This is a genomic window from Paraburkholderia sp. WS6, assembly GCF_030464835.1.
Lineage (GTDB): Bacteria > Pseudomonadota > Gammaproteobacteria > Burkholderiales > Burkholderiaceae > Paraburkholderia > Paraburkholderia madseniana.
The window spans coordinates 373672-400037 of sequence record NZ_JALQCK010000003.1; the positions used below are offsets into that span (position 1 = coordinate 373672).

A 26366-nucleotide genomic window follows, 5' to 3' on the forward strand; every position below is an offset into this window, starting at 1 on the left:
GGATTTCCTGACACGAAGTTCAGCATCGACCGGCCTATCTTTCTTGATGTCCTGACAGCGCCGCGATAACTGTCCACATAGGATGAAGACACATCAATCGTCCTGTTCCCGAGTGTGGCCATGGTTCCGTATTTGTCTGAGCGAGAAAACGCGGTTGAGCATATCAACGCGAAGTGCATCCACCTGTTCGATCTGTGGTGCGAAAGCAGAAGCGTCGTGCCGCTGACGTATCTGTTAAAAGGCTGGCCACTGACGAACAGCGATCCCGAGGCCATCCGGCGCCTCGGCAACGCGCTACGCGATCTCCGACGACACCATCTGCATGACACCAACGCCGCGTCATTTCAGGAACTCTGCGAGTTATCGGATTGCGTCGAAGACCTGCTTGTTCTATCGGCCATGACAACGTGGGCGATGAACAGCGGGTAGCGCGAACGGGGATATCGAACCCGCGTAACGCAACTGGTATGGGGGGAAACTGCGTGCAGTTCAATGAAATCAGTGACGAAGAGTGGCTTCTGCTGGCGCCCGTTCTGTCGGATGACGCCATCGTTCATGGGCAGCGCGGCCGGCCTCGCGCGCAAGTTCGTCTCGTGGCGAATGCCGTGCTGTGGGTACTGGTGACCGGCGAACCCTGGTCGAGATTACCGAACATCTATCCGTCGGTGCCGACGTGCCGGTCACGGTTCGAAAAGTGGCGTACGAACGGCGCCCTTGCGGGAATGCACAGGCTTCTTTCGAGCCGCGGTCGCACGTTCCGTTGCGGTCCGGATGGACTGCTGGAACCGCAGCATATCCAGCCGCGCTCCATCGACCGTCAATCCAGGGACGAGGGCCTTCGCAAGGTGTTCTGGACAAGTCAGGCGTCCTGGCAAACACCGCACGGCGCACGCCGGCCACCCCATGCCGTGGATACGTTCACTCAAGTCGCACAGCAGCTCCAGGATTCTTCGCATGATGTGCCTGATCGTGTCGAATCCCGCACCCCGATGAACACCCCTCGATCCATCCACCGGCCCGCCTCGCCATGGATGGGCCTCGCCTCGCAAGGCAAGCGCGAATCCGACCCGCGTGGCTACGTCATATACGTTGCGGCCGATCGGGTGGCGAACGCCCGGTTCCGTGGATGGGCCGAGATCGTGCGGGACGCGCGGCGGGTCGCCCGTTCCGGGCTTATCGGTCCGAGCTTCACGAGCTTCGAGGCTGCGCAGCAGTACGCGTTCGAATGGGCCCGCCGGTGGATCGATGAGGAAAGCGACGTCGCAAGAGATGATGTCAACGCCGTGAAGTGCGATTCGTGGCAACGGAAAGTCCGGTCCGGGTGAGCAACGCATCGGCGCCGTGCCCGTGAGAGTTGCGCAGGCGCAATGGAGCAACAGTCCGCGGCGGCGTCAGCTCATCCAGTAGTCGTGCGGAATTCTGCGGTCCGCTTCTGAGAGGTAGGGATTGTCCAGCCGGAAGGTCTTCCGGAACGCGGGCTTTGTGCGCGCCAAGGCATCCTGAATGTAGGGATGCGAGTTGAACAGTTTCAAATAAGTGCCATCGCGATACGCCTGCACGAGTCCCTTCTCAATCGTCTTCGCCAAGGCTTCGTGGCCCGTCGCGACATAGAAAATAAAATCGGACCGATACTTCAGCATCAAACGATTCTCGACCACCAGATCAGGCTCACGGTGCTGGCGACCCTCGAGTTCGGCGAACGCTTCGACAACACCTCGTGGAAAATAGTCGACGCGCCCGCTCTGGACCATCTGGAACATCGTTTCGTAAGTCGAAGTCTGAACATCCAGACCCGTTGCTTTCAGGATATCGACGTCGATCCACCCTAGCCCCTGACCACATGTGAATGCCTTCAGATCAGAGAAGCGCTCGACCTTGTCGAAATCCCGTTGCCGGTCTTTTCTTATGACGAACACGCGGTAGCCAATCAACCCGCGATGGATTGGAATCCGGACCACGTTCAGTCCGCGTTCGGCCGTCGCTTCCATGCTCGTCCAGTGCAGATTGATCGTATTGTGGCCGTTCGCAAGCTCGGCTAGCGCACGGCCACGTTCCATGACGATTTCGGCCTGCCGCGCCGTGTAGGCGGCATTCGCCGTTCTCATCGCCAGATCGAGGACAGCGAGCGCAAATGCGGCATGCACATCGCCGCCAGGACGAATGCGCGGATAGACGATATCGAAGGGTTCTGCCGACACGGCGCGCGCGCCGACTGTGACGCCTGCAGCACCCAGCGCAGCCAGTACAAAGCGCCTGCGATGCATAAATGGTGATTTCCTGACACGGAATGATGCGTCCGGATCGACGCATGTTCGCACAGGCTCCCACCTGAACGGCCTCCCATCGTGCCATGCCCGATGCATGCTGGCAAACCGTGTTTTCCCGCTGGTGCGGGAGATTCCTGTCGCCGTCTCTTTTGTTGCTTTTTCAATCCTGGTCGGCGCTATGTGCGCGCAACGAGCAATGAGTTTTTTACCTCAGTGATTCACGCCAGTCACCAGTTGCAGCGGCGTCTCAATGACCCGCGACAATTCACTCTGCTTTCTATGTTCAGTGACCGCCTTCAATGCCACGTCGACGCCGAACACAGCTTGCCGATCGGCAAACTGGTTCATCGTCGCGAGCACGCGGCCGTCGGCGAGCAGCGGTTTGAGCGCGTCGCTGCCGTTATACCCCGTGACATAGACACCGCCGGTTCTCCCCGCATCGCGAACGGCATCCACCGCCCCCATCGCCATATTGTCGTTGCCGCACATCAACGCACGGATCTGCGGATAGTCACCCAACATCTTCGACGCAGCGTCCCGTCCTTTCCCATAGTCCCAGTCGCCTGCCTGTATCGCGACGATCTTCATGCCGGCCGCGTTCATTGCGTCCTTGCTGCCGGCCGTGCGTTGCTGTGCATTGCGGTCGGCGGAAATGCCTTCGATGATCCCGACCTGGTCGCCCGCCTTGAGCCGCCCCGCAAGATAATCGCCCACCTGCCTTGCGCCGTTGCGATTGTTCGGACCGACGAACGGCACGGAGATGTGGGCGGCATCCTGCGACGCATCATCGAGCGGGTTATCGATCGTGACCATGATGATGCCGGCCTTGATCCCCCGCGCCACGATCGCTGTCAGCGCCTTCGAGTCAGTCGGCGCGATGACGATCGCGTTCATCTTCGCTTTAATCAACTCGTCCACCATCCGGATCTGCGCGGCAGTGTCGTTCTCCGTTGCCGTGCCGCGAATGGTCAAGCCGAACTGCGACGCAAAGTGCTTCTGATAATTCTGCGCAGCGTTCGCCATAGCTACCGTGAACGGATCAGTCACCGACTTCAACACGAGGGCGAGCTTCAGTTTGCCGCCCTGCACGGCATCGACACGAGCCGTACCTGTCAGGCCTGCCGCAGCAAGCGTGCCGGCAACCAGCACGCGGCGGCGCATCCTCTGCGTCATTGATTTTCTCTCCTTGGACTACACAGACGAAGCGGCTACATTGCGTTCACACGGACGACGGATCAAACCGCCGCCAACGCTGCCGCGTCCCGATCGCCTGCGCACGTTAGCTGCCGCAAAACGGCAGCGATTTCGTCGAACAGCGGCCGGCTGCCGATCTCCTCGCTCAGGCAATTCTCTTTCAACGCCACCAGCTTCGCCGCAATGTCCGCTTTCGTGTCCACCCAGTCGCATCGGTCGATCAACTCCTCGAGCAGACAACCATACGCCCTGACTTCCAGCCGCTGCAGCGCGGAGCGGAAGTCTCGATCATCAGTCGCATAGAACGACGCCGCGCCAAAATCGCCCAACAATGCGCGGCCCTGCCCACAGTGCAGAATATTGTGTGCGTACAGATCACCATGCATCACACCTTGCCGATGCAGATGACACGCTGCCGACGCCATGCCGTATGCAATGCGTAACACCGAGGCCAACTCGAAGCGCGTGTCGGCATCGTAGGCGTCGCGCGTGCATGACTCGAGGCTCGGCGGTCCGGCAAGGTTCGTGAATTGCGGGTCGATCAATTCCATCACCAGGCCATGCGCGCCCGCCGGATGGTCCTTCACCTTGCCCACCACCGGAATCAGATTCGGATGATCGCCGGCACCAATGCAGGCCGCCATCTCGCAGTCCGGCAATCCATCGCTAGTCACCGCACCCTTGAACAACTTGACGGCCACAGGCTTCTTCGCATGTTCATGACGAGCAAGAAGCGCGGCACGATAAATGACACCGGAGGCGCCCTCGCCTAACCGCTGTTCGAGTCTCAACTCATCCCATCGAATATCGGCAATCGGCGTATCGGTAAGCGCCGCCGTCTCCAGCGCTTCGCTGAACGGATTGCCGGCGAACGCCAGCCAGGAAAGCCGTGGCAAACGCAACAGCCACGCAGGCAGCCCGCTGAGTTGATTCGCCGCGAGACGCAGCAGTTCGAGTCGCGAGCAGGCGGCCAATTCCTCTGGCAGTGTGCGCAACCGGTTACCGGCAAGCATCAACTTCTGAAGTTGCGTGCAAGCGCCGATTTCCGCAGGCAGTGCTTCGATCTCGTTGTCGGTGAGAACCAGCCAGCGCAGCAGCGGCGGCAGCGATTGACCCGACACCTTGCGAATGCGGTTCGCCTTGAAGCCGACCATGCTCAGTTGCGAACACTGCCCAAGGACTTCCGGCAATTCAGTGAAAGGGTTGTCAGACGCAAAAATGATTCGCAGCTTGCGCAGCCGTGGCAAATCATCGGGCAGCCTCGAGAGTGCATTGCCCGATAGATCGAGAATTTCCAGCGTATCGGCCAGATCGAAAATCTCGCGTGGAAATTCGCTCAGCCCGCACGCCAGTTTGAGTCGGCGAGTACCCGCCAGTTGTCCGGCTCGCAGTTGTTCGAGGGTGGTTGTCACAGTCGTAGAGAAGAGTTCCGGTTGCCAGTGAGCGATGCGCCGAGGGTATCAATTCTACTGAGTCGCGGGCCGCGCGCGGAATTGGATAGCAAGATCCGGCGTGACCTCCGCGAGGGCGAGGGTTAAGCTGTCAGGTATCGGAGCCATGGCAGAGCGCGTTCGCAGCCTCGCATGAAGCCATCTCAGTCTCCAGCCAGTCAGGAACCCAGCAAAGTGACATACGCATACAAGTTAATGAATTCGCCCGTGGGCGAGCTGAAACTCGTGGCAAACGGCAATCGGCTCGCCGCCATTCTGTGGGAAAACGACAAGCCGAACCGGGTGCGCTTGCCGGAAATGATCGAGGCGGATGAGCGCCCGATCCTGATCGAAACCGAGCGGCAATTGAACGAATATTTCGCAGGGACGAGAGACCGCTTCGACCTCGAACTCGACTTCCAGGGAACGGATTTTCAGAAGAAAGTTTGGGCGGCGCTCCTGACGATTCCGTTCGGCGAGACGCGCAGCTATTCGGACATCGCTACGCAAATCGGGAACATCAACGCGGTGCGAGCCGTGGGCGCGGCGAACGGCAGAAATCCGATCTCCATCGTGGCGCCGTGTCATCGCGTGATCGGCGCGTCCGGCGATCTGACCGGCTTTGCCGGCGGACTGGCGAACAAGATGTTTCTTCTGTCGCTCGAAGCCGGGCAGACTTCGCTGGAAGCGGCTGCGGATTCGAATGCCGCTGCGACTGCCACAGCGGCTGCTGCTTCAAGCGCGACTCCGGGAACGGTCGTCCGGGAAGCGCCGGTGAAACCAGCACGCCCGGCGCCGAGCCGTGGGACGCAGCACTCGTTGTTCGGCAACTGAGCGGATTAGATGGAACGGTCGTGACATCACGAGGCGGCGTTCAACGCCGCCTGATGCGCCACATCACCTAATGCAACCAAGCCTCGCTCGCCTATGCGCTCATCGGTCATATCATTTCAACAATACTTGAAATGTGAAAACGATCAGCGTATCGTTCGGCCATGGACTCGAACCTTGTTGTACGCGCCCTTGGCGCGCTCGCTCATGAATCGCGGCTGGCGATCTTCCGTTTGCTGGTCGTCGCTGGGCCGGATGGCATGGCCGCCGGTGAAATCGCGCAGCAGCTCGGACTTTCCCCATCAAGCCTCTCCTTCCACCTCAAAGACCTGTCACATGCCGGGTTGGTGACACCCCGGCAGGACGGGCGCTTCATCATCTATTCGGCGAATTTCGACGCGATGACAGGCCTGATCGGCTTCCTGACCGAAAACTGCTGCGCCGGCGCACCATGCGCCGCGAGCGATCTCCCCGGCTGCTGCGAAAAATGAGTACCACCAGCACAGTGGCGCGCGGCGCACGGCCGGCGATCGGATTCTTCGAGCGTTACCTGACCGTCTGGGTGGCGCTGTGCATCGTATGCGGCATCCTGGTCGGGCAACTGCTTCCGCAACTCTTTCAGGCGATCGGCCGCATGGAAGTTGCGCAGGTCAATCTTCCAGTTGGCGTGCTGATCTGGGCGATGATCATTCCGATGCTGGTCAAGATCGATTTTGCCGCGATGACGCAGGTGAAAAGCCAGTGGCGTGGCATCGGCGTGACCTTGTTTGTAAACTGGTTCGTCAAACCGTTTTCGATGGCGTTGCTCGGCTGGATTTTCATTCGGCATGTGTTCGCACCATGGCTTCCTGCGAATCAACTCGACAGCTATATCGCCGGTCTCATTCTGCTTGCCGCCGCGCCCTGCACGGCGATGGTGTTCGTCTGGTCGCAACTCTGCAAGGGCGACCCGTATTTCACGCTATCGCAAGTGGCGCTCAACGACGCCATCATGATCGTGGCATTCGCGCCGCTCGTTGCCCTCCTGCTAGGTTTGTCGGCGATTTCGGTGCCATGGGACACGCTGATCGTTTCGGTCGGCTTGTACATCGTCATCCCCGTCATCCTCGCCCAATTTCTACGCCGCCATCTGCTCGCCAAGGGCGACGCGTATTTCCAGCAGGCGGTCGCGCATCTCGCGCCCTATTCGATCAGCGCGTTACTGGCAACCCTCGTATTGCTGTTCGCCTTCCAGGGGCAGGCAATAGTCAAGGAACCACTGGTCATCGCGATGCTCGCGGTGCCGATTCTGATTCAGGTGTTCTTTAATTCCGGCCTCGCCTATCTGCTCAATCGCCGGCTTGGCGTCGCGCATTGTGTTGCAGGTCCGTCGAGTCTGATCGGCGCAAGCAATTTCTTCGAGCTTGCGGTGGCCACGGCGATCAGCCTGTTTGGATTTCATTCGGGCGCGGCGCTTGCCACGGTGGTCGGCGTGCTGATCGAAGTGCCGGTGATGCTGTTGGTGGTCGGCGTCGTCAATCGTTCGCAGCACTGGTACGAGGCAAAACACAGCGTTAAAGGACAATGAGGACAACGAGGACAACGTGTATGAGCGTTACGATCTATCACAACCCGGATTGCGGCACCTCGCGCAATACGCTCGCAATGATTCGCAATGCCGGCATCGAGCCGGAGGTCATCGAGTATCTGAAGAACCCGCCTGATCGGGCCACGCTGAAGGACCTGATCGAACGCGCCGGGCTCACCGTGCGCGCCATGCTGCGCGAGAAAGGCACGCCGTATGCCGAACTCGGCCTCGCGGAGGCGTCCTTGAGCGATGAGCAATTGCTCGATGCGATGCTGGCGCATCCGATCCTCATCAATCGCCCAATTGTGGTCACCCCGCTCGGCGTGCGTCTATGCAGACCGTCCGAGGTCGTTCTCGATATCCTGCCCGCAGCGCAACAGGGGGCGTTTATCAAAGAGGACGGTGAGCAGGTGATTGACAGCGCAGGACGGAGGGTTCGTTGATGCCCGGGAATCTGCCTAACATCAGCGCCCCACATTTCCACGCGCCGGATCTGCAAAAACTCGAACCGCACGCGGTTTCGCAGCACGCCCCACGCATTCTGCTGCTGTACGGGTCGTTGCGTCCCACTTCGTTCAGCAAACTGCTCACGCTCGAAGCCGAACGCATCCTGCGCCAATTCGGCGCTGAAACACGCATCTTCGATCCGCACGGTCTGCCGATCGCGGACAGCGTAGCGGCCGATCATCCGAAGGTCGTCGAACTACGCAAACTGTCGGAATGGTCGGAGGGACAGGTGTGGTGCAGCCCGGAGCGTCACGGTACGCTCACGGCGGTGTTCAAGAATCAGATCGACTGGCTGCCGCTCGAAAGCGGTGGCGTGCGCCCCACGCAAGGACGCACGCTCGCGGTGATGCAGGTATGCGGCGGTTCGCAATCGTTCAACGCCGTCAACGCGTTGCGCGTGTTGGGCCGGTGGATGCGGATGGTGACGATCCCCAACCAGTCGTCGGTGCCGAAGGCGTATCAGGAATTCGACGCCGACGGCCGGATGAAACCCTCCGCCTACTACGATCGCGTCGTTGACGTGATGGAGGAGTTGTACAAGTTCACGTTGCTGGTGCGCGACCGTTCGGACTACCTGACCGATCGCTACAGTGAACGCAAGGAAGCGCATCCGGAACTGGCGAGCGCGTTGGCGGCCAACGCGATGGTTCATGAAGCAGCGAGCGCCAATGCCGACACCGACGACAGCGAAACAGAATGAGGACGGCGGCACTCGGCAGTGCTAACCCTGGCGCTCGCAGCGCATAAAGCTCCTATCCTTAAGATGCCCTTTGGGCATCAACCAGGAGGATGACATGCGCATGCTACTCAACGTACGTATTCCGCACGAACCGTTCAACACGCTAGTGCGCGATGGCACTGCCGGCGAAGTGATAGGGCGAATACTTGAAGACATAAAACCGGAAGCTGCCTACTTCACCGAGCAGAACGGAACACGTGGCGCGGTACTCATCGTGAACCTCGACGATCCATCGGGAATTCCCGCACTCGCAGAACCATTTTTTCTGAAATTCAACGCCGACTGCGAGTTCCGCGTCGTCATGTTGCCGCAGGACCTGATGAAAGCAGGACTGGAGAATCTCGGCTCAAAATGGAAGTAGCGTATACGTTCGTATCAAACGATGGACTTGCCGTCTGCGGTTCATAAGACGCACCCCAGACGGCAACGTACGCAAAGGCGCCGACGTGTGCTCCGATCACCCGAGTTCGAATGACGTCACGCCAAATACCTGTTCGATTTGAAGAGCGGGCGGGTTCTGCGTATACATCCGCGCGGTTTCAAAGACGCTTGTCATGCCATGCCGCTCGGCCAGCGCGACGGCAGCGGGATTAGTCTCCGGCACATCGAGGACGATGACCTCGCCCGGCATGCGCGCCGCCAACGCATCGAACAGATCGCTCGCGATCTCGTCGCTATCGGCGAAGAGCGGACCGATCTTGCATCCCGTTCTGCAACGACGCAGTACGCCGTATCCTGCAACCTGACCGTCACGAACTGCGGCCAGCGCCGTGGCGTCCGGTTGGCCCAGCCATGTCGCGAGAAAACGCTCACGCGCGGCGGGAAAGCACTGGCGATCGTAGTCAAGCAGCCGTTCGAACGGCAGCGCCGACGCATTCAAAATGTTCGAACCCGTCGCGTTCTGGACGGATGCCTGAACGACACCCTGAAAGCGAATGTTGCGATACGCGAGCCGAAAGCCGGACTTTCTGTAATTCGCCTGCTGAGCGACGACGCCGTCTAACCCAACATTGCGGTTACCCAGATAATCCATGCCGTGCTGCCAGACGCGCATGCCGAAGCCTCTGCCGCGAAACGCCGGCTTCACGATATACAGGCCGATAAAGCCGAAGTGCTCGCCGTAAGCGACCGCGGAAATGCAGGCAACCGGTTCGCCGCGCCACGCTCCGATGAAAAAACCGTTAGGGTCCCCGGCGCGAAAGCATTCGGCATCGTGCAGGCCGGGGTTCCATCCCTCCACCGCAGCCCATTCGACCGACAGCGCTACTTCGTCGGCCGACATGGTGCGTACGATAAAATCACGGTGCTCGTCCAGGTTCATCACGATCGCCTCGCTCACTGCGCCTGAAGCATAGCGGCTACCGCAGTGGCCGCCACCTGGCTTCGTTTGATGTTTGCCTATGCCGGCGGCATGTTTGCCGACATGCATCGACAGATTACACGGCCCGGCGCCGGACGATTCTGTCAATCGTTTCCGCCCGCGCCTAAGCTTCCCCTAAGCCTGGCCCGCTAAGATCGGGGGCGCGATTCATCACACGTCCCTCAAAAACCTCACCGCATGAATACACTCGAAGCGTTCAATCAGGCGCTCTTTCTGATGATCAACGCCACGCCATCGACACCCGCCTGGCAAATCGACATGGCGCGAATGATTGCCGATTACGTCATTTATCTCGTGCCACTGTCGCTGATCGCGATATGGCTCTTCGGCGATGCGCGTCAGCGTGAAGTCGCCGTGCGTGCATTTTGCGTAGCCATGCTCGCCCTCGGGCTCAGTCAGATTATCGGTCTGGTTTGGCCGCACCCTCGGCCATTCGTGATCGGAATCGGCCATACGTTCCTGGAGCACACGCCCGACTCGTCGTTCCCCAGCGACCACGGGACCCTCTTCGCCACCATCGCGCTGACCCTGTTGCTGGGCGGCGTGAGGCGCTACGGCATGGCGATCCTGCTGTCCGGACTTGCAGTGGCTTGGGCGCGCGTGTTTGTCGGCGTCCACTTCCCGCTTGACATGGTTGGCGCCGTCGCCGTGGCGTGCGTGGCGTTCCTGCTGATCGCGCCGCTGTGGCGAGTGGGAGGCGCGACGATGACACGCAGCCTTGTCACGGTGTACCGCAAGCTGCTGGCGTGGCCGATCGAGCGCGGCTGGTTGTCCTCATAGGGCGTTGTGAAACCGCGTCTACCGGGTCAGCGCCCGAAAATCACTCGGCGACATCTCGTACGCACGACGAAACGCGCGATTGAAATCCGACGCGCTATTAAAGCCCACGCCATAGGCGATCTCGACGATCGCCTTCCCCGGGTAGCGATGCAGTTCATCGGCCGCCTCACGCAGCCGCCGGTTGCGAATATAGGCAGCCAATCCACCTTCGGGTTCGAAGAGACGATACAACGTGGGCCGGGAAAGTTGCGACGCGGCGAGCACGCTCTCCGGCGTGAGATCCGCCTGCCCCAGATTGGCTTCGATGTAGCGGCGCGCCGTCGCGAACATAGCGGTGCGAGCGGCCGCGCGCGCGTTGCCGGTTAGACGCGCCTCCTTGCCGAAGGCCGCCGCAATCAACAACGCACAGGTCCGCATCGCGCGATACGCTTCCGGTCCATTCATCTTGTGCAGGTTCTGGGTAAGGTCGGCGAGATGGCCCGGAATCATGCGCGCGAGCGGCGAGTGGTATTCGATCGCGCTGCCATGAATCGACTCCGCTTCCGGCAGGACGGATTCCACCAGCGCGCGCGGCAGAAAAAAAGCCTGCACACGGCACGCGCTACGCACCATATGCATCGGCTGGTTCATATCCAGCGCGAGAATGCCCGGCCTCGTTTGCAGCGCCTTGCGCTTCGGATACAGACCCGTTCCGGTCTCGATGCTGCCCTCGACGGCCACATGAAAAACGAACTGGCGGACCGAATCGGTTGAAATGCGCGCGGCGGATCGCGCCTGCGATACCGGGTCTGTACGACAATCCATGAACGTCAGATCGGCGGCCTTGTAGCTGTCAATCGTGCCGCTGAAACCATCGGCCAGTTGCCAGCGCGAGATCGGCACGTCAAGAAAGTGGCCCAGACGGTCCCGCCACGCGGGCAGTTGCTCGCGCGGTGCTTCGCGGTGCGTATCAAAGTGGCTGTAAATGCACGCCGAGGGCGCCGCGTCCCCGGCCACGGAATCGGTCGTCAAAGCTTTCCCCCGCGCAGTCTTGTTGTCTGCACATGATAGCCGCAGACAGCAGCGCTCAAAAGTTCGTGAAGAAGGCCCGGGCGGCGACCATGCAGAACGACGCGACCAATTCACCGTGATAGGCCTGGAGCACAGCCGAGGCGCCACCATCAGTCGCACCGCCCGCTACGGCCTGATTCGCGAGCGTCGCCTTCGCACTCGCGAAACCCTGCTTGATGGGCGCGTACGGATCGTTAGGCCCGGAGATCGGAGAGTCCACGTCCAGCACGGACGTGAGCCCTGCCGGTACTTTGGCGTTCTGCCAGTAGGCCTGCTCGATGCGTGCGTTGAAGAAAAACACGGTGGGATCCGAGCCGCCGCCGCACAGCAGAACCGGCGCGCGCGGCAGCCAGTTGCGCAAGTCATTGCGCTTGAACGCCTGGCGCAGCGGATGCATGGGATTCGCCGCCGGCGTCAAGGCCACCGTGCTGTTGGGAAACGCGCCATCGGGATTGGCCGCAGCATCGTCCAGAAGACTCAGGCGATAGGCGTTGCGCACGAGATTGGCGTTGCCGAATCCGGCAGCAAACACCGGCGTCAGCGAGGGCGGTGCGAGGGGCGGCGAAGTTGGCGGCGTCATCGAAGCATATTGCGGCGCGGGCGGAACGCTGCTGAAGAGTTGCGTCGAGGGCAGTTTCCCTTTCGAAAACAGCGTATCGAGCGGCTGCAGGCTCGGCAGGAGATTCTCGATACCCGGGGCATAGGCCGCTTCATAGAAGTCGCCGGGCTTGCGGTAGATGTTCTCGTAGGCATGCTGGTAGCCCGTCACGACCAAAGTCGTGAACAGCGTCGACCCCAGGTTCACCTCGCCTTCGATGAGCGCGTCCGCAGTGGCGGCAAGCGCATACGGACCCGATCCTGGTGCGGATGCCGTGACCTTGACACCGGCCGCCTGCAAAGCACGATGCGTCGCGAGAGCCACGAAGCCGCCTTGCGAATAGCCGGTGACGAAAAGCTTGCCGTTCTCGCGCGTCTTTCTCTCCGGCTTCACTCCACTCAGTACGGCCCGCGCTGCCCGCAGCGAATCGACCACATCGGCGGATTGCTGGTCGGCATTCAGATAGGGGTGGTATGTGAGGTCGGAGCCGGCATAGCCCGCATAGTTAGTCGCCACCACGATATAACCCTGGGCCGCGTACATGGCGGCCACGCTGATGCCCTCCCCGGCGCCGTCGCCGTTGCCGGGATCGGTTTGGGTGATATCGGCGATGTTGTAGTTGCGGTACGCGGTCGTGCCGTGTGCGTAGAGCATCAGCGGACGCGGCCCGCTACATGCCGCCGACCGTCCGCCCGGAATCATCAATGCGCCACTGGCGGTGGTGGGCTCGCCCGCGCCGCCGATGGTGCGGTAGCGGAAGGTCACGATCTCCACCCCGCAGGCGGGTCTGCCGGCGATCTGCGCGAGTTGCTGACCGGATGCGTTCGATGCAAGCACTTTCGAAAACGCTGCAGCGCTGAGCCGAAGCGTGACGCGCTGTTCGAGTAGCTGGCCCCGGGCCTTGCATCCCTCGTCGCAACCGGAACTGGCTTGCACATAAGCACTGCCGCCCAACGTGAAACATGTCAGCAGCACGAGGGCCGCGTTCCGCATCGCTACAGGCATGTGAGGCTCCGTCTTGTTGGCTCTTCTTGGCGCTTGTTGGTATTACGGCGATTGGGCTGCCTTACATACAGAGTGAGAGGAGTATAGGTAAACAGATTGGTACGCCGCCAGCCTCATCCTTCACTAATATTGCAATGGAATGCTTCATGAGGTGTCCGGCCGTCAAGCCCGGTCGGCATGAGAAACGCCGACCGGCCTCGCCGCTGGCTGACGAGAACAGGTCGCGGCTTGCGTCCACCTTTCAATGTGGGTCCGTGCTTGCCGCTTACTTCCAGAGCGTGCGGCCGAAGAAGGTCAGCGTGCGGTCCCAGGCCTGCTGCGCCCAGACCGGATCAAACTGGGTCCTGGAGATGCGGCCCGGCCCGACTGCCGTTTCGTTCGCGAACGCGTGGTACGCAAGATAGCGATGGAACTCGACGTCGACGTTGGCCGCACTGAGCTTGGACTCCAATGCATCGACCGTTTCAGCCGGGAAGAATTCGTCTTGCGTCGCCCAGTGACCGAGAACCGGAACCTTGATTTTCGATGCGTCGATGTACTCGAGCGGGGGGCAGCCGTACCACACCACCCCGGCCGATACCTCAGGGATATTACATAGCGCAAGCAAAGTAAGCGCGCCGCCCATGCAATAGCCGGTCACGCCGACGTTCGCCGAGTGCTGCTTCAAATACTGGACGGCGCCCCGCACGTCCTGCGTCGCGGCATCGCCGAAGTCGAGTGCGCTCAGCAAATGGTTCGCCTCCGCCTCTTCAACCGTCGACTTCCCGCGAAAGAGATCGGGCACCAACGCCAGATAGCCGGCCTGCGCAAGCCGGTCCGCCACGCCGCGAATCTGGTCGTTCAAACCCCACCACTCCTGAATCACGACGATGGCAGGCGCGCCCTCCAGTTTCTGTGGCTTGGCCAGATAACCCTGGACGTCTTTGCCGTCAGGGCGGTTAAACGTGATCATTGATCCTGCAGTCCGTTGCATCAGTTGCTCCTCGAAGTAGCCGAAGCCGCTAGCATAGCGCCAGAGTGGCAGGTTCTGCTGAGCGCCCGGCAAGCAGATCAATACGACCTGTACGCCCCGACTTTGCGGCGATGATCTCTTTCGTCACCTCATTGCGATCCATGGTCCAATTCTTTATTGATTTTGGCCAAAGCGGCCCCTCGAACCCATACTGCGGCTTACCCGCCGTTTCCGGTTCAGGCTACTCATGTTCGCCCTCGATCACCTTGATGGAATCCGCCGGTTCAGATCCCGCGGACGCTTCAAACTATCAGTGGTGCTCTCCCTCATTGCCTGCGCCCTATTGAGCCCGGCGTTCGGCAGCGCCGGCGCGTCCGGCCCGTCGACCGCCGCCCTGACTCATGTGCGAATTCTTCGCCTATCCGGTGACGTGGTGAGAGAGGGCCGCTGGGCCTTTCTTATCACCGCGCTGAACCACACCGTAGCGGCCTACGGCCCATACGTCATCGACGCCTATTTTTCACCGATGTCGGCCCAGCGCGAGGTCGACGAGGTGATATCCGGCCGCCTCATCAATGTCCTCGCGAGCGAGCCCGGACACCCGGAACTCGACGCCGCGGCGATTCCGGTGCCGATCCCCATCGACCGTGGCCTGCTCGGCTATCGCGTGGCGCTGATCAATCAGGGCGAACAGGCGAAGCTCGACAACATCCACGACCTCCAGGGTCTTCGCACACTCAGCATTGGCCAGGGTCAGGGTTGGGGCGACGTCCCCATCTACCGCGCGGCCGGCGTTCCACTCGTCACCGCAAGCCGCTACGACCTGCTTTTTCCGATGCTGGCTGACCACCGCTTCGATATGTTCCCGCGCGGCGTGGTCGAGATCACGCGTGAAATCAAGGCCTTTCAGCCGAGCTACCCGAATATGAGGATCGACTCTCACCTCCTGATCCGCTACCCGTACGCGCAGTTCTTCTATGTCAGCCAAACCGAGCCGCTGCTGGCGAAGCGGATTCGGGACGGCCTTGAAGCCATGCTGAAGGACGGGAGTTTCGAAGCGTTATTCCGCGAACACTTCGCGCAAGGCATCGCCGATCTGCACCTCGAGCGCCGCGTGCTGATCGATTTGAAGAATCCCTTGCTCCCGTCATGGGTGCCTCTCGATCGCAAGGAACTCTGGCTCGATCCGTTCGACGGCAAGAAACGGAATTGATGCGCGGGACGATAGACGTTAAGGATTTCCTGACCCAAAAATCAGGAAACCACCAGTCCATAGTCCGGACTACCTGACGGCAACACTCAAGCGCGGCGTTTAAAGTGGTTCATTACATACCATCGCCGGATCCCCGTTATGAACGACTACTTTTTGCCGCGCGAGAATACAGTCGAACGCATCGACGAGCTGTGCATACGTCTATTCGAGCTTTGGTGTGAAGAAAGAAAACTGGTACCGCTCGCCTATCTTTTGCACTGCTGGCCGTTGACCGGTCACGATACGGTTGCGGTCAAGCGTCTGGCTGACGCCATGTCGGACCTGTGCCAGTTCCAGACGGCGAAACTCAGTACTCGTGAGTCGACCCTGATCCGCGAAATAATCGGCAACGCCCGCGAAATCATTGGCGAGTCATTGCCGCGTGGCGCCACTGCCGCGAACGGTGCGGGCATCATGTGGATGCGAGTGCGGCTCGCGAAGGCAGCGGTTCAAGTGCCAGCGTTCGCCGCAGCGGACTTCCTCGACGGCCCCTTATAGACCGCGATTCGGCGACGAGTGCAAAATACACAAACAAAGAAGCACAGCACTCGCGGGGAAATATGGTGGCGAATAGCGTTGGTTCACTCTTTGCCTCGCCCGGCCGATTCAGGCACAGCGTGGTTTTCCGGCTGCTGGCCACCGTGCTGCTGTTCAGTTGCGCGGTCACGTTATTGCTGACCGCACTACAGCTCTATCGCGACTATAGCCGCGGCGTCGAACTGATCGAAACACGTCTGTCAGACATCGACCGAAGCAATCGCGACAGCCTTGGCGAGGGTCTGTGGCAGCTCAACCGCACTGAACTTCAGCTTCAACTGAACGGCATCCTGCGGCTTGCCGACATGTGCGCCGCCGAGGTGCGCGAGACCGGATCGAGCGAGACGCCACTGGTCGTGACGGCTGGCGAGCGCAGGACAGGCGCCGTGATATCCCGCGAATTTCCGATCTTTTATCGCATCCACGGCGCCCAGCAGAAGATCGGCACACTCTATGTGCAAGCGACGCTTGCCAACCTCTATCAGGCGTTAGCGCAAACCGCGCTGGTCATTCTGGTCAGTCAGGCCACCTATACATTCATCGTTGCGCTGTTCACCATCTACATCTTCTCGCGCCTCGTTACGCGGCATCTCGCCACGATTGCCCGACTGGTCGGCGAATACGACTTCCGTGCGGCGACAAAGCCGTTCGTCCTGCCGCGCCGCCAGCCGCGCTGGCCAGACGAGCTCGATCGCGTGGTAGCCGCGTTCAACAGCATGGGCGCGCGGCTGCATGACGCCTATCTCGCCGAGCGCGACGCCACTGCGCAGCGGGAAGCGCGGCACCTCGCCGAAGCCGCCAACCGGGCCAAAAGCGAATTCCTCGCGAACATGAGCCACGAACTGCGTACGCCGCTGAACGGCATCCTCGGCTATACGCAGATTTTGCTGCGCGACGGCAGCCACAGCGAGCGCCAACGCAACGCGGTCGAAGTAATCCACCGCAGCGGCGAACATCTGCTCACGCTGATCGACGATACGCTCGATTTCGCGCGCATCGAAGCCGGCAAAATGCGCATCGAAATGGCCGACGTCCCGCTGCCGGGCGTCCTCGATACGATCAGCGACATCATCAACGTGAAGGCGGAACAAAAACGCCTGCGATTCCTATGCGACCTGGCCCCCGACCTGGGCGGCGCAGTGCGGGCAGACGAGCGCCGCTTACGGCAGGTGCTGCTTAATCTGCTGGCGAATGCGGTCAGATTCACGGACACAGGCTGCGTCAGCCTGCAAGTCGGCCGTGCGCCCTCCGGCGCGGTGCGCTTCTGCATACGTGACTCGGGAATCGGCATCGCGGCCGACAAGCTCGGCGTGATTTTCGAGCCTTTCGAGCAGGCCGGCGGCCCCGAACGACGCGCCGGTGGCGCCGGGCTTGGCCTTGCGATCAGCCAGCAGTTCGTGCGCGCAATGGGTAGCGAAATCCACGCGGAAAGCACGCTCGCGCATGGGAGCGTCTTCTGGTTCGATCTCGCGCCGGCCGTCGTCGATGTGTCCGCGGCGCGTACCGACGCGGCAACGCCGGCCGCGCGGCGCGTGACGGGCTACACCGGTCCGCGCCGCAAAGTGCTGGTGATCGACGACGAGCCCGTCAATCGGGCGGTCCTGGTCGAGCTTCTGGGTCAACTGGGCTTCGACACCATCGAGGCCGCCAGCGGGCACGAGGGACTCGCGAAGGCGCGCAGCGAGGCGCCGTCGCTCATCATGACCGACATCCTGATGCCTGAAATGGACGGGCTCGAAACAACGCGCAGATTGCGTCGATTACCGGGACTCGGCGATATTCCGATCATCGCCGTGTCGGCGAATCCTTCCTGGAGCGACGAGAAACGAAGCACCGACGCAGGCGCGAACGCCTTCCTTTCCAAACCCGTCGACTTCGACCGGCTGCAGGCCCATCTGGCGGATTTGCTGGCGCTGAAGTGGACTGACTCGCCAGCGCCTCGCTCGCCGCAACCTGGCGCATCGCGCACGCCCTCTCCCGCGTTGCCCGTTGACGAACTCAACAACCTGCATCATCTCGCCCGTCTGGGCGACATGCGTGCCATCGCCGAATGGGCCGACAGGATGGCGGCCCTCGACGAGCGCAATCTGGTATTGACAACAGAGTTGCGTGCACTCGTGAAAGGCTATCAGTCAAAGGCCATCCTGCTGCTCGCGGAGGAATATCTCGAGAGGAGGCCCAAGCCATGAACGACACAACGATCGCGGCAGAGCCGGCCACCATTCTGGTTGTGGACGACGCACCGATCAACATCGGTGTCGTGGCCGACAGTCTTGAGGATAAGGGCTTTCGCGTGTTCGTTGCGCTCGACGGCGAGGAGGCGCTCGAACGCGCGCAATTTTCGCAGCCCGACCTGATCCTGCTCGACGTGAAAATGCCGGGCATCGACGGCTTCGAAACCTGTCGCCGGCTCAAGCGCAATGAGCAGACCCGTGAGATTCCGGTGATCTTCATGACGTCGCTCGCCGATACGGACGACCTCGTCGAAGGATTCTCGGTGGGTGGCATCGACTACGTCACCAAACCATTCCAGATCGCCGAAATGTTGGCGCGCATTCGTACCCACCTCGCGCTGCGCGCCATGCACAAGGCGCTCCGATCGCGGAACGAAAGTCTCTCGAGCGAGGTGGCGGTTCGGCAGCAGGCGCAAGAAGCCCTCTCCCGCGTGCGCGACGAACTCGAAGACCGCGTCGCCGAACGGACCGGCCAACTCGCGCGCGCGAATGCAAGCCTGCTGGTCGAGATCGACGAACGCATACGGACCGAAGCGAAACTCGTGTCGAGCGAAGCGCGCTTTCGCACGATCGTCGAGACGAGCCCGGTGCCGTTGTGCATTACGTCCATGGACGAAGGGCGGGTCCTTTACATGAACGGGCCGTTCCGCTGGCTGTTCGGTTTCGGCGCGGACGATCACGGCGTCACCTACATGGGCGACTTCTATGTCGACCCGACGGAGCGCGACAGAACGGTCGAACTCCTGCGCCACGAAGGCGGATTCACCAACAACGAAATCCAGTTCAAGAATTCGGCTGGTGAGCGCTTCTGGGCAGTGGCAACCGCTCGCATTGCGACGTTCGCCGACGCCCCAGCGATCTATGTCGGTCTCAACGACGTCACCGCGCGCAAACAGGCAGAAGAGAAATTGCGCGCGAGCGAAGCCAGTCTGGCGAACGCCCAGCGGCTGGCCAAACTTGGCGACTGGGAATGGACTGCGGCCGCCGGCGTGACGCACTGGTCGTATGAGATGTACCGGATTCTCGGTTTCGAGCCGAACGGCGTGCGGCCCAGCTATCGAACACTGCGCGCGGCGATTCACCCCGAGGACCGGGCCGCTGTACGACAGGCCGTGCGTGCGGTGATCGCCGACCGGCAGCCGCATTTTCTCGATTGCCGCCTGACCGGTGCGGACGGCGAGCCACGCATCGTGCAGCTTCACGTCGAAGCGGCGCATGAAGGGCCCGGCTATCCGCTCAAGCTGGTCGGTACGATTCAGGACATGACGGAACGCAAGCGAGTCGAACAGGAACTGCTCGAGTCGCGCGAGCGGTTGCGCGAGTTGTCCGCGTACATGGAGGCGGTTCGCGAAGAAGAACGAAAGTGGATCGCCATGGAAATTCACGACGAACTCGGGCAATTGCTGACCGCGCTGAAAATGGACGTGTCGCTATTGCGGATGCGGCTCGACAGCGATTCGGAAGCAGCCAGAAAAACCGAGGACATGCGTGAACTGGTCGAGAAGACCATCTGGATGGTCCGCAATGTGGCCAGCCACCTCAGACCGGCTGCGCTAAACTTTGGCATCCTGTCGGCGCTCGAGTGGCTCGTGGACGACTTCGTTCGACGTAATCGCATGCCGTGCCAGTTGTCGATCCTTGGCAGCGAACCGGTTCTGCCGGACGCGCATGCAACGGCCGTGTTCCGCATCGCGCAGGCCTCGTTGACCAATGTTGCGCGCCACGCCGGCGCTTCGCGCGTCGATGTCACGCTCGCCGCAAGCAACGGCGCATTGACACTCCATATCAGCGACAACGGATGCGGCTTCGATCTGCCCGTTGCACGCCGGCGCTATTCCTACGGACTGCTCGGCATGAGCGAACGCGCGCGGCTGATTGGCGGCACGTTGCAGATCGAGAGCGCGCCCGGCGCAGGCACAACCGTCTCTATTCACATCCCGCTCAGGACCGAGAAAAGCACATGATAAAGATCCTCATTGCAGACGACCATGCGATCGTGCGAGGTGGCCTGAAGCAGATCATCGCGACCACCACCGACATGATCGTCGCCGACGAAGCTGCCGAAGGCGCCGAAGTGCTCGAGAAACTACGCGCCCGGTGTCCCGACCTGTTGCTGCTCGACATGACCATGCCGGGCATTAGCGGCATCGACCTGATCCGGCGCATCAGGGCGGAGTACACCGCCCTGCCCGTGCTCGTGCTGAGCATTCACAACGAGGCCCAGGTCGTCTCGCGCGCGCTGCGCGCCGGCGCAACCGGCTACCTCACCAAAGACAGCGATCCCGAGATCCTGCTTGCCGCGATTCGCAAGCTGGCCGAAGGCGGCAGATTCATCGATCCGAAGCTGGTGGACTCGATGATCTTCGGCACTCACTCCGGCGATACCCCACCGCACGACATGCTGTCCGATCGAGAATTCCAGGTGTTGCAAGCTTTGGCCGCTGGAAAGAGCATCAACGATATCGCTGAAGCGTTCGCGCTCAGCGCGAAGACCATCAGCACACATAAAATGCGCCTCATGCAAAAACTGGGGATCACTAATAATTCGGAATTGATTCGCTACGCGATCAGACATCACATTAGTACGGAATAAAATTCAATTAAGGAAATCCCTAGACGAACATCAGGACTCCCCGATCTCGAATTCGGCGACGGCCGATCGACAAATTTTTTTGATGTCCTTATGCTTCGCCAAAGCTTTTCGTTTATGATCTCTCCCCAACGAAGTCGGCACTCTAAAATAACCCTCTTCTGAGAAAGCACGCCGCCAAATTGTTAAATCCTGGTATGTGGCAATAATGCCCGCGCCTTACACTGCAATCCGTAAAATTGACTGATTAACGTCTCTCAGGTTCTGGCATGCAATCCTCGGACGCCAGAGTCTTTCCGGCCGACACAATGTGTCGGCCTTTTTTTTTGCCGATTACTTATTGAAATATAAATCCGGCTTATTCTCCAAGTTATTAATTCAACAGAGAAATTAGTTCTTCCGCAAACCTTTGCAGGGTTAAACCCTTTGCGAATAAGTGCCGTTATACGGACTAGATAGCAGGCACTGTCATGACCGACAGACCGAGGTGTCAGAGCTAAAAGAAAAGGATCGATTAACTTTCGCGAATAAGATATCCGAATTATATTTGTATGAACAATAGACGGATGCCGGCGGAAGGCTACGCGACGCGGCAATCTGTTGACAGGTATCTGCGTCGTCGCATGGAGAAGTTCGAAATGACGTTTGTCGCAGGGTGACGCGAATCGCGCATGGAGCTCGCATGAAGTCGACAAAGCGCGCGGACGCTCCTGGCCGCTCACATCTTGTGCGTCGATAGAAAGATGCTGGTCTCGGTACTCGCGATTCCGTCGATCAAGCGGATCGCACCGAGCACCCGATCGAAGTTCTCCAGCGAGTCCGCCCGCAACTCCGCGACGAGGTCCCACCGGCCATTGGTGCTGTGAATCGTTGCGACATTGGGATGGCCACGTAGCACCTTGAGCACGTCAGCCGCACGGTTGCCTTCTACAGCAATCGACATCAGCGCCCGAATCCGATGCGCCTCGGCCGCCGGTTTCAGCCGCACCGTATAGCCCACGATCACACCACTTTCCTCGAGGCGGGTGAGCCGGTTCTGCACCGTTGCGCGCGCCACGCGCAGTTGCTTCGCCAGTGTCACCACCGACATGCGTGCGTTGTCACGCAACAGAGAAATGAGCTGCCTGTCGATGTCATCGAGATTGGTCATGGTGGTTACCTGAGTGCCCGGCGACGGCGCTCCGCCATCCGCACGCTACCTGGCGAAGCCTTCATGCGGAAATGTACAAAATGCCATTTCAGGTGCGCATTTTGCCATTTTATCTGTGAAATTTGCGAAGTCTGCTGTCTTTTTGCTGGCGAGGTCCAAAGGAATAATTCCGTCATTGCTCCCGCACCGGAGCCCACATGAATCACGGAGACATGACCATGACCCGCTTTCTCGACGTACCCGCCACGTACCGACTCGTCGCCGATATCGGCGTGCCGCGATTCCTGAGCGAACTCGCCGACACCATCCGCGCGGACTATCTTCGATGGCGCGAATTCGATAAGTCGCCACGTGTTGCATGCCACTCCCAGGCAGGCGTCATCGAATTGATGCCGGTCGCCGATTCGAACCTGTTCGCCTTCAAATACGTGAACGGCCATCCGATCAACGCCGAACGCGGCATTCACACCGTGATGGCGTTCGGTGCGCTCGCATCTGTCGATACCGGCTACCCGTTGTTCCTCTCCGAACTCACCCTGACGACTGCCCTGCGCACCGCGGCAACGTCCGCACTCGTCGCACGCAGCCTGGCCCGCCCCGACTCGCGACGCATGGCCTTGATCGGCAACGGCGCGCAAAGCGAATTTCAGGCGATCGCGTTTCACACACTGCTCGGCATCACTGAGATTCGCGTGTTCGATGTCGATGCGTGCGCAACCGATAAACTGGCGCTCAATCTTGCCGCGTGGCCGGCCCTGCGTATCGTCCGCGCGACATCGACAGCCGACGCGGTGCGCGGCGCCGATATCGTCACGACCGTCACCGCCGACAAAACCTATGCAACGATCGTCACGCCGGACATGATCGAGCCCGGCATGCATCTGAACGCAGTCGGCGGCGACTGCCCCGGCAAGACCGAGTTGCATGCGGACGTGCTGCGTATGAGCCGCGTGATTGTCGAATATGAACCGCAGACGCGCATCGAAGGTGACATCCAGCAGCTCCCGGCCGATTCGCCCGTCACCGAACTGTGGAGCGTGCTTGCCGGAGAGGTTGTGGGGCGGGAAAGCGCGGAGCAGGTCACCGTGTTCGACTCTGTCGGCTTCGCACTCGAGGATTACTCGGCGCTCCGCTATCTCCACGCACTGGCACAGCGCCACGACGTGGGCGTCGATGTCGCGCTGATCCCGACAGTCAGCAATCCCAAAGACCTGTTTGGCGGTCTGATACAGACGGCAGCCACGCCGGCCGCCTTCACCCCGGCACCCGCCGACGCATTCGCCTTCGCGCGCTGATCGAGCCCGCCATCCGGCCGTTTCGCCCTATCTTTCCGCAACCCGCTAACGAACCCCATGAGCCTTCTGTCGATGCAGGCACCCGCCGCCGTTGTCATGATTCGCCCTCACCGCTTTCATCCGAATCCGGAGACAGCGGCCGACAACGCTTTCCAGCGTGCTGGCCACGCCCTTGATTTCACAGAAGCGACAGCACTTGCCGCGGCGGCACGCGACGAAGTCAGCGCTGCGGCGGCCAGCCTGGAAGCGGCCGGCGTATGCGTTCACATGTTCGACGATGGCGGGAAGAACGAGACACCCGATTCGGTTTTTCCGAACAACTGGTTCTCGACGCACGCGGGCGGCCACGTGGCACTCTTTCCGATGCACTCGGTCAACCGCCGGCGCGAGCGCAGGCACGACGTGATCGAAATGCTCAAGACCGAGTACCGCGTGCAGGACGTGATCGACTATTCCGGGCTGGAGCACGACGATGTCTTTCTGGAAGGCACGGGCGCCATGGTGCTCGACCACGTCGCACGCGTTGCGTATACGGCGCGTTCACATCGCGCCGACCCAGTGGCGCTCGAACGCTTCTGCACGCACTTCAACTTCGAACCGATGTGCTTCGATACCGCCGACGCGGACGGCCGGGCGGTCTACCACACCAACGTCATGATGAGCGTTGCAACCGAATTTGCGTTGATCGGGCTAGACCTTATTCGTGACGAAAAACGCCGCGGCGAGGTACACACGCGCCTGCTGGAGAGCGGCCGGACTATTATCGCGCTCACGCACGCGCAGATCGGCAATTTTGCCGGGAATGCACTGGAATTGTCGGGGAAGGATGGCCGCGTTCTAGCGTTGTCAGAACGGGCGATGTCGTGCCTGACGGCACAACAGAAAACGCTCATCGAGCGGTCTGCGCAATTGCTACCGTTGCGCGTGCCGACCATCGAGCTAGCTGGCGGCTCGGTGCGCTGCATGCTCGCAGGGATCCACCTGGCTCGACGTTAAGGCAATCGTTGCCGTAAAGCCGGTGCCAAGCTGGTGCTTGCTGATCGTTGCGTTTGCAACGGGTTAAGCGTTCGGCTCCTGACCGGAGAACGGCCAGAACGGGTTGATCGACGCGCCGCAACTCTCACCAGCGGCGCGTCGATACGACTCAGCCCTTATTGGCCCGTATACCCGACCGGAACAGTCGCATTGGCCTTGGCGACCGTCGCGTTGTTCGAGACGATGTACTGCGGCACCTCGGTGAGGGTCAGCGTGACTTTGCCGTTGGTATAGGCCAGCGTGCTGGTATTGCCGTAACCATCGATCTTCGTCACATTGCCCGACGTGCCGGCCCCGTCGACCTGAAGCGAATAGCTCGTCGAGTAGGTCTGGCTATAAAGTCCACTGCTCGCAGGCCACTGCGCGTTGCTGTGCGCCCATGCAGCGGTCACCACCTTGCCGTTGCCAAGCTGCTGGAACGCATATGCAAAGGTTCCAGACGGCGTACCCGTGACCCGGCCCAATGTGTTCGTGCCGTCCAGCACACGTGTCATCGTCGCGAAGGCCATCGCTTCGGGTTTCGGTGAGAGGTTCGCTGCACCATAAGCACCTTGCGCGTCATTCAGGTCGAAGAACGAGCCGTATCCCACTTCGCCCGGATAGTCAGGACCATAGAAAAGCGTCGTCAACTGTGCGCCACCACCAAGCACAATGATGTGCGACCGCACGCCAACCGCAGCGTGGGCGAACAACTGGTTCTGCGACGGCACCGTGGGGCCGTAGTTGAGACCCGGATCGTAGCTCGTGCCTGCTTCGGTGAAGAAGAGCTTCATGTTCGGCTTACCCGCCTGCATCACCGAACGCAACTGCGTCATCTGGTTGTCGAGCGCGTTCGCCTGGTTCGCCGGATCCGGATCGGAGTCCTGCAATTCAGGCGGATGTGCCGGATAGGTGCCCGCGTTCCAGTAGCCATGCGTTGAGACTGCGTCGATGTAATTCCATAGACCGAGCGCACCGAACTTCTGCAGATAGCCGGTGGTACAGGTGTCGCAATTCGCAGGGAACGGGTTGCCGGTACCCATCACGACGGCATTCGGATCGGTCGAGTGAATGCCCTGATACGCGGCCTTGTACATCGCGACGAAGTTCGCGTCGCTATCCGCCCAGCCGAGGCTCGGTTCCCACGTCACCTGATAGTAGTTCTTTTGCTGGTTCGGGTAGTTGGCAGCGCGAATCAGGCTCGTATCGGTACCGACCTTGGCCATGAAGCTCTGGAACTCAGGCATATTCGACGGCGCGTAGTAGCTGTCGTTGAATTGGCCCGTCTTCGAATCCCATGCAGGCAGTCCATCGAGACGCACGATGCGCATCTGATCAGGGTTGGCCTTATAGAACGGATCGAGGTCGTTCACGTTCGGCGTGTACGTGTTGGGGCCATTGGGTTCCATGGCCGATACCTGACGGTCGTCGATGGTCCACGAGATGCCCAGATCATGCAGCGCGGCGATGTTGCCGTTGAAGCCCTGCATGCCGAAGCGGTGCTGATCCTGATGGGCGTACGTTACGGTACCCAGTACCGACGTCAGGTTCGGCAACACGCCGAACGTTGCAATACCCACCGGACGCGTTCCGGTGTTGGGCAATGTGCCGCCGTTCGAGCGCAGCGTCGCTGTCAGCGCGCCATAGCCTGACCAGGTCGACGTGCATGGAATCGCGTTGGTTTGCACGCCAGAGCTAACCGCAAAACTACCCTGCGCCTTGATCGCGCCGGTCGAGTCCGCCACGGACCAGACGACCGTATCCGCGCTCGGCGCGTTCGTCGTAATCGCGAGCTTGAACGCTGCGTTGTTCTGGAAAATGCGCATGCCGTCGGTGGTGGGCGTGTCGGCGCTGATCACGCCGTTGGCGGTTCCGCCGGCAGTGTGCGTGGGCGTGCCGCACGAGAGGGTCGAGCTTCCCGGGGTCGGAGTCGGCGTTGGCGTTGGCGTTGGCGTTGGCGTTGGCGTTGGCGTTGGCGTTGGCGTTGGCGTTG

The 26366-nt window shown here is 60.7% G+C and carries 25 protein-coding genes; 16 read left to right on the plus strand and 9 right to left on the minus strand.

All coding sequences use genetic code 11. The annotated features are described in order from the left end of the window. The first annotated feature begins 120 nt into the window (after positions 1–120). Both M0D64_RS06095 and M0D64_RS06100 read left to right on the plus strand, forming a co-directional pair. Entirely contained in the window at positions 121–429 is a 309-nt protein-coding gene (locus tag M0D64_RS06095; RefSeq protein WP_154559174.1) for a hypothetical protein, read from the plus strand. 53 nt (positions 430–482) lie between these two features. Then, entirely contained in the window at positions 483–1325 is an 843-nt protein-coding gene (locus tag M0D64_RS06100) for a transposase (protein ID WP_266256982.1), read from the plus strand. Between the two features lie 66 nt (positions 1326–1391). On the opposite strand, the gene M0D64_RS06105 is transcribed toward M0D64_RS06100, so the two are convergent. From M0D64_RS06105 to M0D64_RS06115, 3 genes are all read right to left on the minus strand, one after another. Continuing rightward, on the minus strand, positions 1392–2264 hold the full coding sequence (locus M0D64_RS06105) for an ABC transporter substrate-binding protein (RefSeq protein ID WP_154559175.1): 873 nt from the start codon (positions 2262–2264) through the stop codon (positions 1392–1394). Positions 2265–2477: 213 nt separating this feature from the next. Beyond that, positions 2478–3440, minus strand: coding sequence for a substrate-binding domain-containing protein (locus M0D64_RS06110; RefSeq protein ID WP_266256983.1), 963 nt, complete (start codon positions 3438–3440; stop codon positions 2478–2480). A 62-nt stretch (positions 3441–3502) separates the two neighbouring features. After that, positions 3503–4873 (minus strand): leucine-rich repeat-containing protein kinase family protein, encoded by a 1371-nt coding sequence (locus tag M0D64_RS06115; RefSeq protein WP_266256984.1) that lies wholly within the window; start codon positions 4871–4873, stop codon positions 3503–3505. A gap of 213 nt (positions 4874–5086) precedes the next feature. Between M0D64_RS06115 and M0D64_RS06120 the strand changes: the two genes are divergently transcribed. The 6 genes from M0D64_RS06120 (at position 5087) to M0D64_RS06145 (ending at position 8896) form a co-directional block, all read left to right on the plus strand. Beyond that, positions 5087–5725 carry a methylated-DNA--[protein]-cysteine S-methyltransferase gene (locus tag M0D64_RS06120; RefSeq protein WP_168435604.1) on the plus strand — a complete coding sequence of 213 codons (639 nt, stop codon included), beginning with the start codon at positions 5087–5089 and terminating at the stop codon, positions 5723–5725. Between the two features lie 161 nt (positions 5726–5886). After that, the gene (locus tag M0D64_RS06125) at positions 5887–6213 is read left to right on the plus strand and encodes a helix-turn-helix transcriptional regulator (protein WP_168435605.1); all 327 of its coding nucleotides are present in this window, start codon (positions 5887–5889) and stop codon (positions 6211–6213) included. Beyond that, positions 6210–7289: an ACR3 family arsenite efflux transporter gene (gene arsB, locus M0D64_RS06130; RefSeq protein WP_154559179.1), complete on the plus strand. Its 1080-nt coding sequence runs from the start codon at positions 6210–6212 to the stop codon at positions 7287–7289. The genes M0D64_RS06125 and arsB overlap by 4 nt, the downstream gene beginning before the upstream one ends. Before the next feature lie 20 nt (positions 7290–7309). After that, positions 7310–7732, plus strand: coding sequence for an arsenate reductase (glutaredoxin) (gene arsC / locus M0D64_RS06135; RefSeq protein ID WP_266238987.1), 423 nt, complete (start codon positions 7310–7312; stop codon positions 7730–7732). After that, complete coding sequence (gene arsH, locus M0D64_RS06140; RefSeq protein ID WP_266256985.1) at positions 7732–8496, plus strand: arsenical resistance protein ArsH; 765 nt, start codon at positions 7732–7734, stop codon at positions 8494–8496. The genes arsC and arsH overlap by 1 nt, the downstream gene beginning before the upstream one ends. 94 nt (positions 8497–8590) lie before the next feature. Next, positions 8591–8896, plus strand: coding sequence for a panthothenate synthetase (locus tag M0D64_RS06145; RefSeq protein ID WP_154559182.1), 306 nt, complete (start codon positions 8591–8593; stop codon positions 8894–8896). Positions 8897–8992: 96 nt separating this feature from the next. Here the strand turns inward: M0D64_RS06145 and M0D64_RS06150 are convergent, their stop codons facing one another. Then, positions 8993–9817 carry a GNAT family N-acetyltransferase gene (locus M0D64_RS06150; RefSeq protein WP_308101845.1) on the minus strand — a complete coding sequence of 275 codons (825 nt, stop codon included), beginning with the start codon at positions 9815–9817 and terminating at the stop codon, positions 8993–8995. 276 nt (positions 9818–10093) lie between these two features. Between M0D64_RS06150 and M0D64_RS06155 the strand changes: the two genes are divergently transcribed. Then, positions 10094–10696, plus strand: a complete 603-nt coding sequence (locus M0D64_RS06155; protein WP_266238989.1) for a phosphatase PAP2 family protein — start codon at positions 10094–10096, stop codon at positions 10694–10696. Positions 10697–10714: 18 nt separating this feature from the next. Here M0D64_RS06155 and M0D64_RS06160 read toward each other — a convergent pair whose 3' ends face one another. The 3 genes from M0D64_RS06160 to M0D64_RS06170 all read right to left on the minus strand — a co-directional run bounded on the left by M0D64_RS06160 (position 10715) and on the right by M0D64_RS06170 (position 14322). Continuing rightward, on the minus strand, positions 10715–11707 hold the full coding sequence (locus tag M0D64_RS06160) for a helix-turn-helix domain-containing protein (RefSeq protein ID WP_266256986.1): 993 nt from the start codon (positions 11705–11707) through the stop codon (positions 10715–10717). A 55-nt stretch (positions 11708–11762) separates the two neighbouring features. Next, on the minus strand, positions 11763–13349 hold the full coding sequence (locus tag M0D64_RS06165; protein WP_266256987.1) for a S9 family peptidase: 1587 nt from the start codon (positions 13347–13349) through the stop codon (positions 11763–11765). 265 nt (positions 13350–13614) lie between these two features. Further along, a complete protein-coding gene (locus tag M0D64_RS06170) occupies positions 13615–14322 on the minus strand; it encodes a dienelactone hydrolase family protein (protein ID WP_154559186.1) in 708 nt (235 codons plus the stop codon). Positions 14323–14548: 226 nt separating this feature from the next. On the opposite strand from M0D64_RS06170, the gene M0D64_RS06175 reads away from it, so the two are divergent. From M0D64_RS06175 to M0D64_RS06195, 5 genes are all read left to right on the plus strand, one after another. After that, positions 14549–15514: a hypothetical protein gene (locus tag M0D64_RS06175; protein WP_266256988.1), complete on the plus strand. Its 966-nt coding sequence runs from the start codon at positions 14549–14551 to the stop codon at positions 15512–15514. A gap of 138 nt (positions 15515–15652) precedes the next feature. Further along, positions 15653–16051, plus strand: coding sequence for a hypothetical protein (locus M0D64_RS06180; protein ID WP_266256989.1), 399 nt, complete (start codon positions 15653–15655; stop codon positions 16049–16051). Between the two features lie 65 nt (positions 16052–16116). Then, positions 16117–18279 (plus strand): response regulator, encoded by a 2163-nt coding sequence (locus tag M0D64_RS06185; RefSeq protein ID WP_266256990.1) that lies wholly within the window; start codon positions 16117–16119, stop codon positions 18277–18279. Next, complete coding sequence (locus M0D64_RS06190; RefSeq protein WP_154559190.1) at positions 18276–20288, plus strand: response regulator; 2013 nt, start codon at positions 18276–18278, stop codon at positions 20286–20288. The genes M0D64_RS06185 and M0D64_RS06190 overlap by 4 nt, the downstream gene beginning before the upstream one ends. Continuing rightward, positions 20285–20917, plus strand: a complete 633-nt coding sequence (locus M0D64_RS06195; protein WP_054040705.1) for a response regulator transcription factor — start codon at positions 20285–20287, stop codon at positions 20915–20917. The genes M0D64_RS06190 and M0D64_RS06195 overlap by 4 nt, the downstream gene beginning before the upstream one ends. Positions 20918–21632: 715 nt before the next feature. On the opposite strand, the gene M0D64_RS06200 is transcribed toward M0D64_RS06195, so the two are convergent. Beyond that, the gene (locus M0D64_RS06200) at positions 21633–22064 is read right to left on the minus strand and encodes an Lrp/AsnC family transcriptional regulator (protein WP_266256991.1); all 432 of its coding nucleotides are present in this window, start codon (positions 22062–22064) and stop codon (positions 21633–21635) included. Positions 22065–22282: 218 nt separating this feature from the next. Here M0D64_RS06200 and M0D64_RS06205 point away from each other — a divergent pair, with 218 nt between their 5' ends. After that, a complete protein-coding gene (locus M0D64_RS06205) occupies positions 22283–23359 on the plus strand; it encodes an ornithine cyclodeaminase (RefSeq protein WP_266257011.1) in 1077 nt (358 codons plus the stop codon). A gap of 57 nt (positions 23360–23416) precedes the next feature. Then, the gene (ctlX, locus tag M0D64_RS06210) at positions 23417–24355 is read left to right on the plus strand and encodes a citrulline utilization hydrolase CtlX (RefSeq protein ID WP_266256992.1); all 939 of its coding nucleotides are present in this window, start codon (positions 23417–23419) and stop codon (positions 24353–24355) included. 155 nt (positions 24356–24510) lie between these two features. On the opposite strand, the gene M0D64_RS06215 is transcribed toward ctlX, so the two are convergent. Next, positions 24511–26366 (minus strand): hypothetical protein (locus tag M0D64_RS06215; RefSeq protein WP_266256993.1); only part of this gene is annotated, 1856 nt, incomplete at its 5' end.

Coding starts and splice junctions, on each gene's coding strand:
- M0D64_RS06095 (WP_154559174.1), top strand. CDS start 121: ATGGTTCCGTATTTGTCTGAGCGAGAAAACGCGGTTGAGCATATCAAC.
- M0D64_RS06110 (WP_266256983.1), bottom strand. CDS start 3,440: ATGACGCAGAGGATGCGCCGCCGCGTGCTGGTTGCCGGCACGCTTGCT.
- M0D64_RS06145 (WP_154559182.1), top strand. CDS start 8,591: ATGCGCATGCTACTCAACGTACGTATTCCGCACGAACCGTTCAACACG.
- M0D64_RS06200 (WP_266256991.1), bottom strand. CDS start 22,064: ATGACCAATCTCGATGACATCGACAGGCAGCTCATTTCTCTGTTGCGT.
- M0D64_RS06150 (WP_308101845.1), bottom strand. CDS start 9,817: ATGTCGGCCGACGAAGTAGCGCTGTCGGTCGAATGGGCTGCGGTGGAG.
- M0D64_RS06190 (WP_154559190.1), top strand. CDS start 18,276: ATGAACGACACAACGATCGCGGCAGAGCCGGCCACCATTCTGGTTGTG.
- M0D64_RS06180 (WP_266256989.1), top strand. CDS start 15,653: ATGAACGACTACTTTTTGCCGCGCGAGAATACAGTCGAACGCATCGAC.
- M0D64_RS06175 (WP_266256988.1), top strand. CDS start 14,549: ATGTTCGCCCTCGATCACCTTGATGGAATCCGCCGGTTCAGATCCCGC.
- M0D64_RS06165 (WP_266256987.1), bottom strand. CDS start 13,349: ATGCCTGTAGCGATGCGGAACGCGGCCCTCGTGCTGCTGACATGTTTC.
- M0D64_RS06105 (WP_154559175.1), bottom strand. CDS start 2,264: ATGCATCGCAGGCGCTTTGTACTGGCTGCGCTGGGTGCTGCAGGCGTC.
- arsB (WP_154559179.1), top strand. CDS start 6,210: ATGAGTACCACCAGCACAGTGGCGCGCGGCGCACGGCCGGCGATCGGA.
- M0D64_RS06195 (WP_054040705.1), top strand. CDS start 20,285: ATGATAAAGATCCTCATTGCAGACGACCATGCGATCGTGCGAGGTGGC.
- arsC (WP_266238987.1), top strand. CDS start 7,310: ATGAGCGTTACGATCTATCACAACCCGGATTGCGGCACCTCGCGCAAT.
- arsH (WP_266256985.1), top strand. CDS start 7,732: ATGCCCGGGAATCTGCCTAACATCAGCGCCCCACATTTCCACGCGCCG.
- M0D64_RS06170 (WP_154559186.1), bottom strand. CDS start 14,322: ATGCAACGGACTGCAGGATCAATGATCACGTTTAACCGCCCTGACGGC.
- M0D64_RS06205 (WP_266257011.1), top strand. CDS start 22,283: ATGACCCGCTTTCTCGACGTACCCGCCACGTACCGACTCGTCGCCGAT.
- ctlX (WP_266256992.1), top strand. CDS start 23,417: ATGAGCCTTCTGTCGATGCAGGCACCCGCCGCCGTTGTCATGATTCGC.
- M0D64_RS06125 (WP_168435605.1), top strand. CDS start 5,887: ATGGACTCGAACCTTGTTGTACGCGCCCTTGGCGCGCTCGCTCATGAA.
- M0D64_RS06155 (WP_266238989.1), top strand. CDS start 10,094: ATGAATACACTCGAAGCGTTCAATCAGGCGCTCTTTCTGATGATCAAC.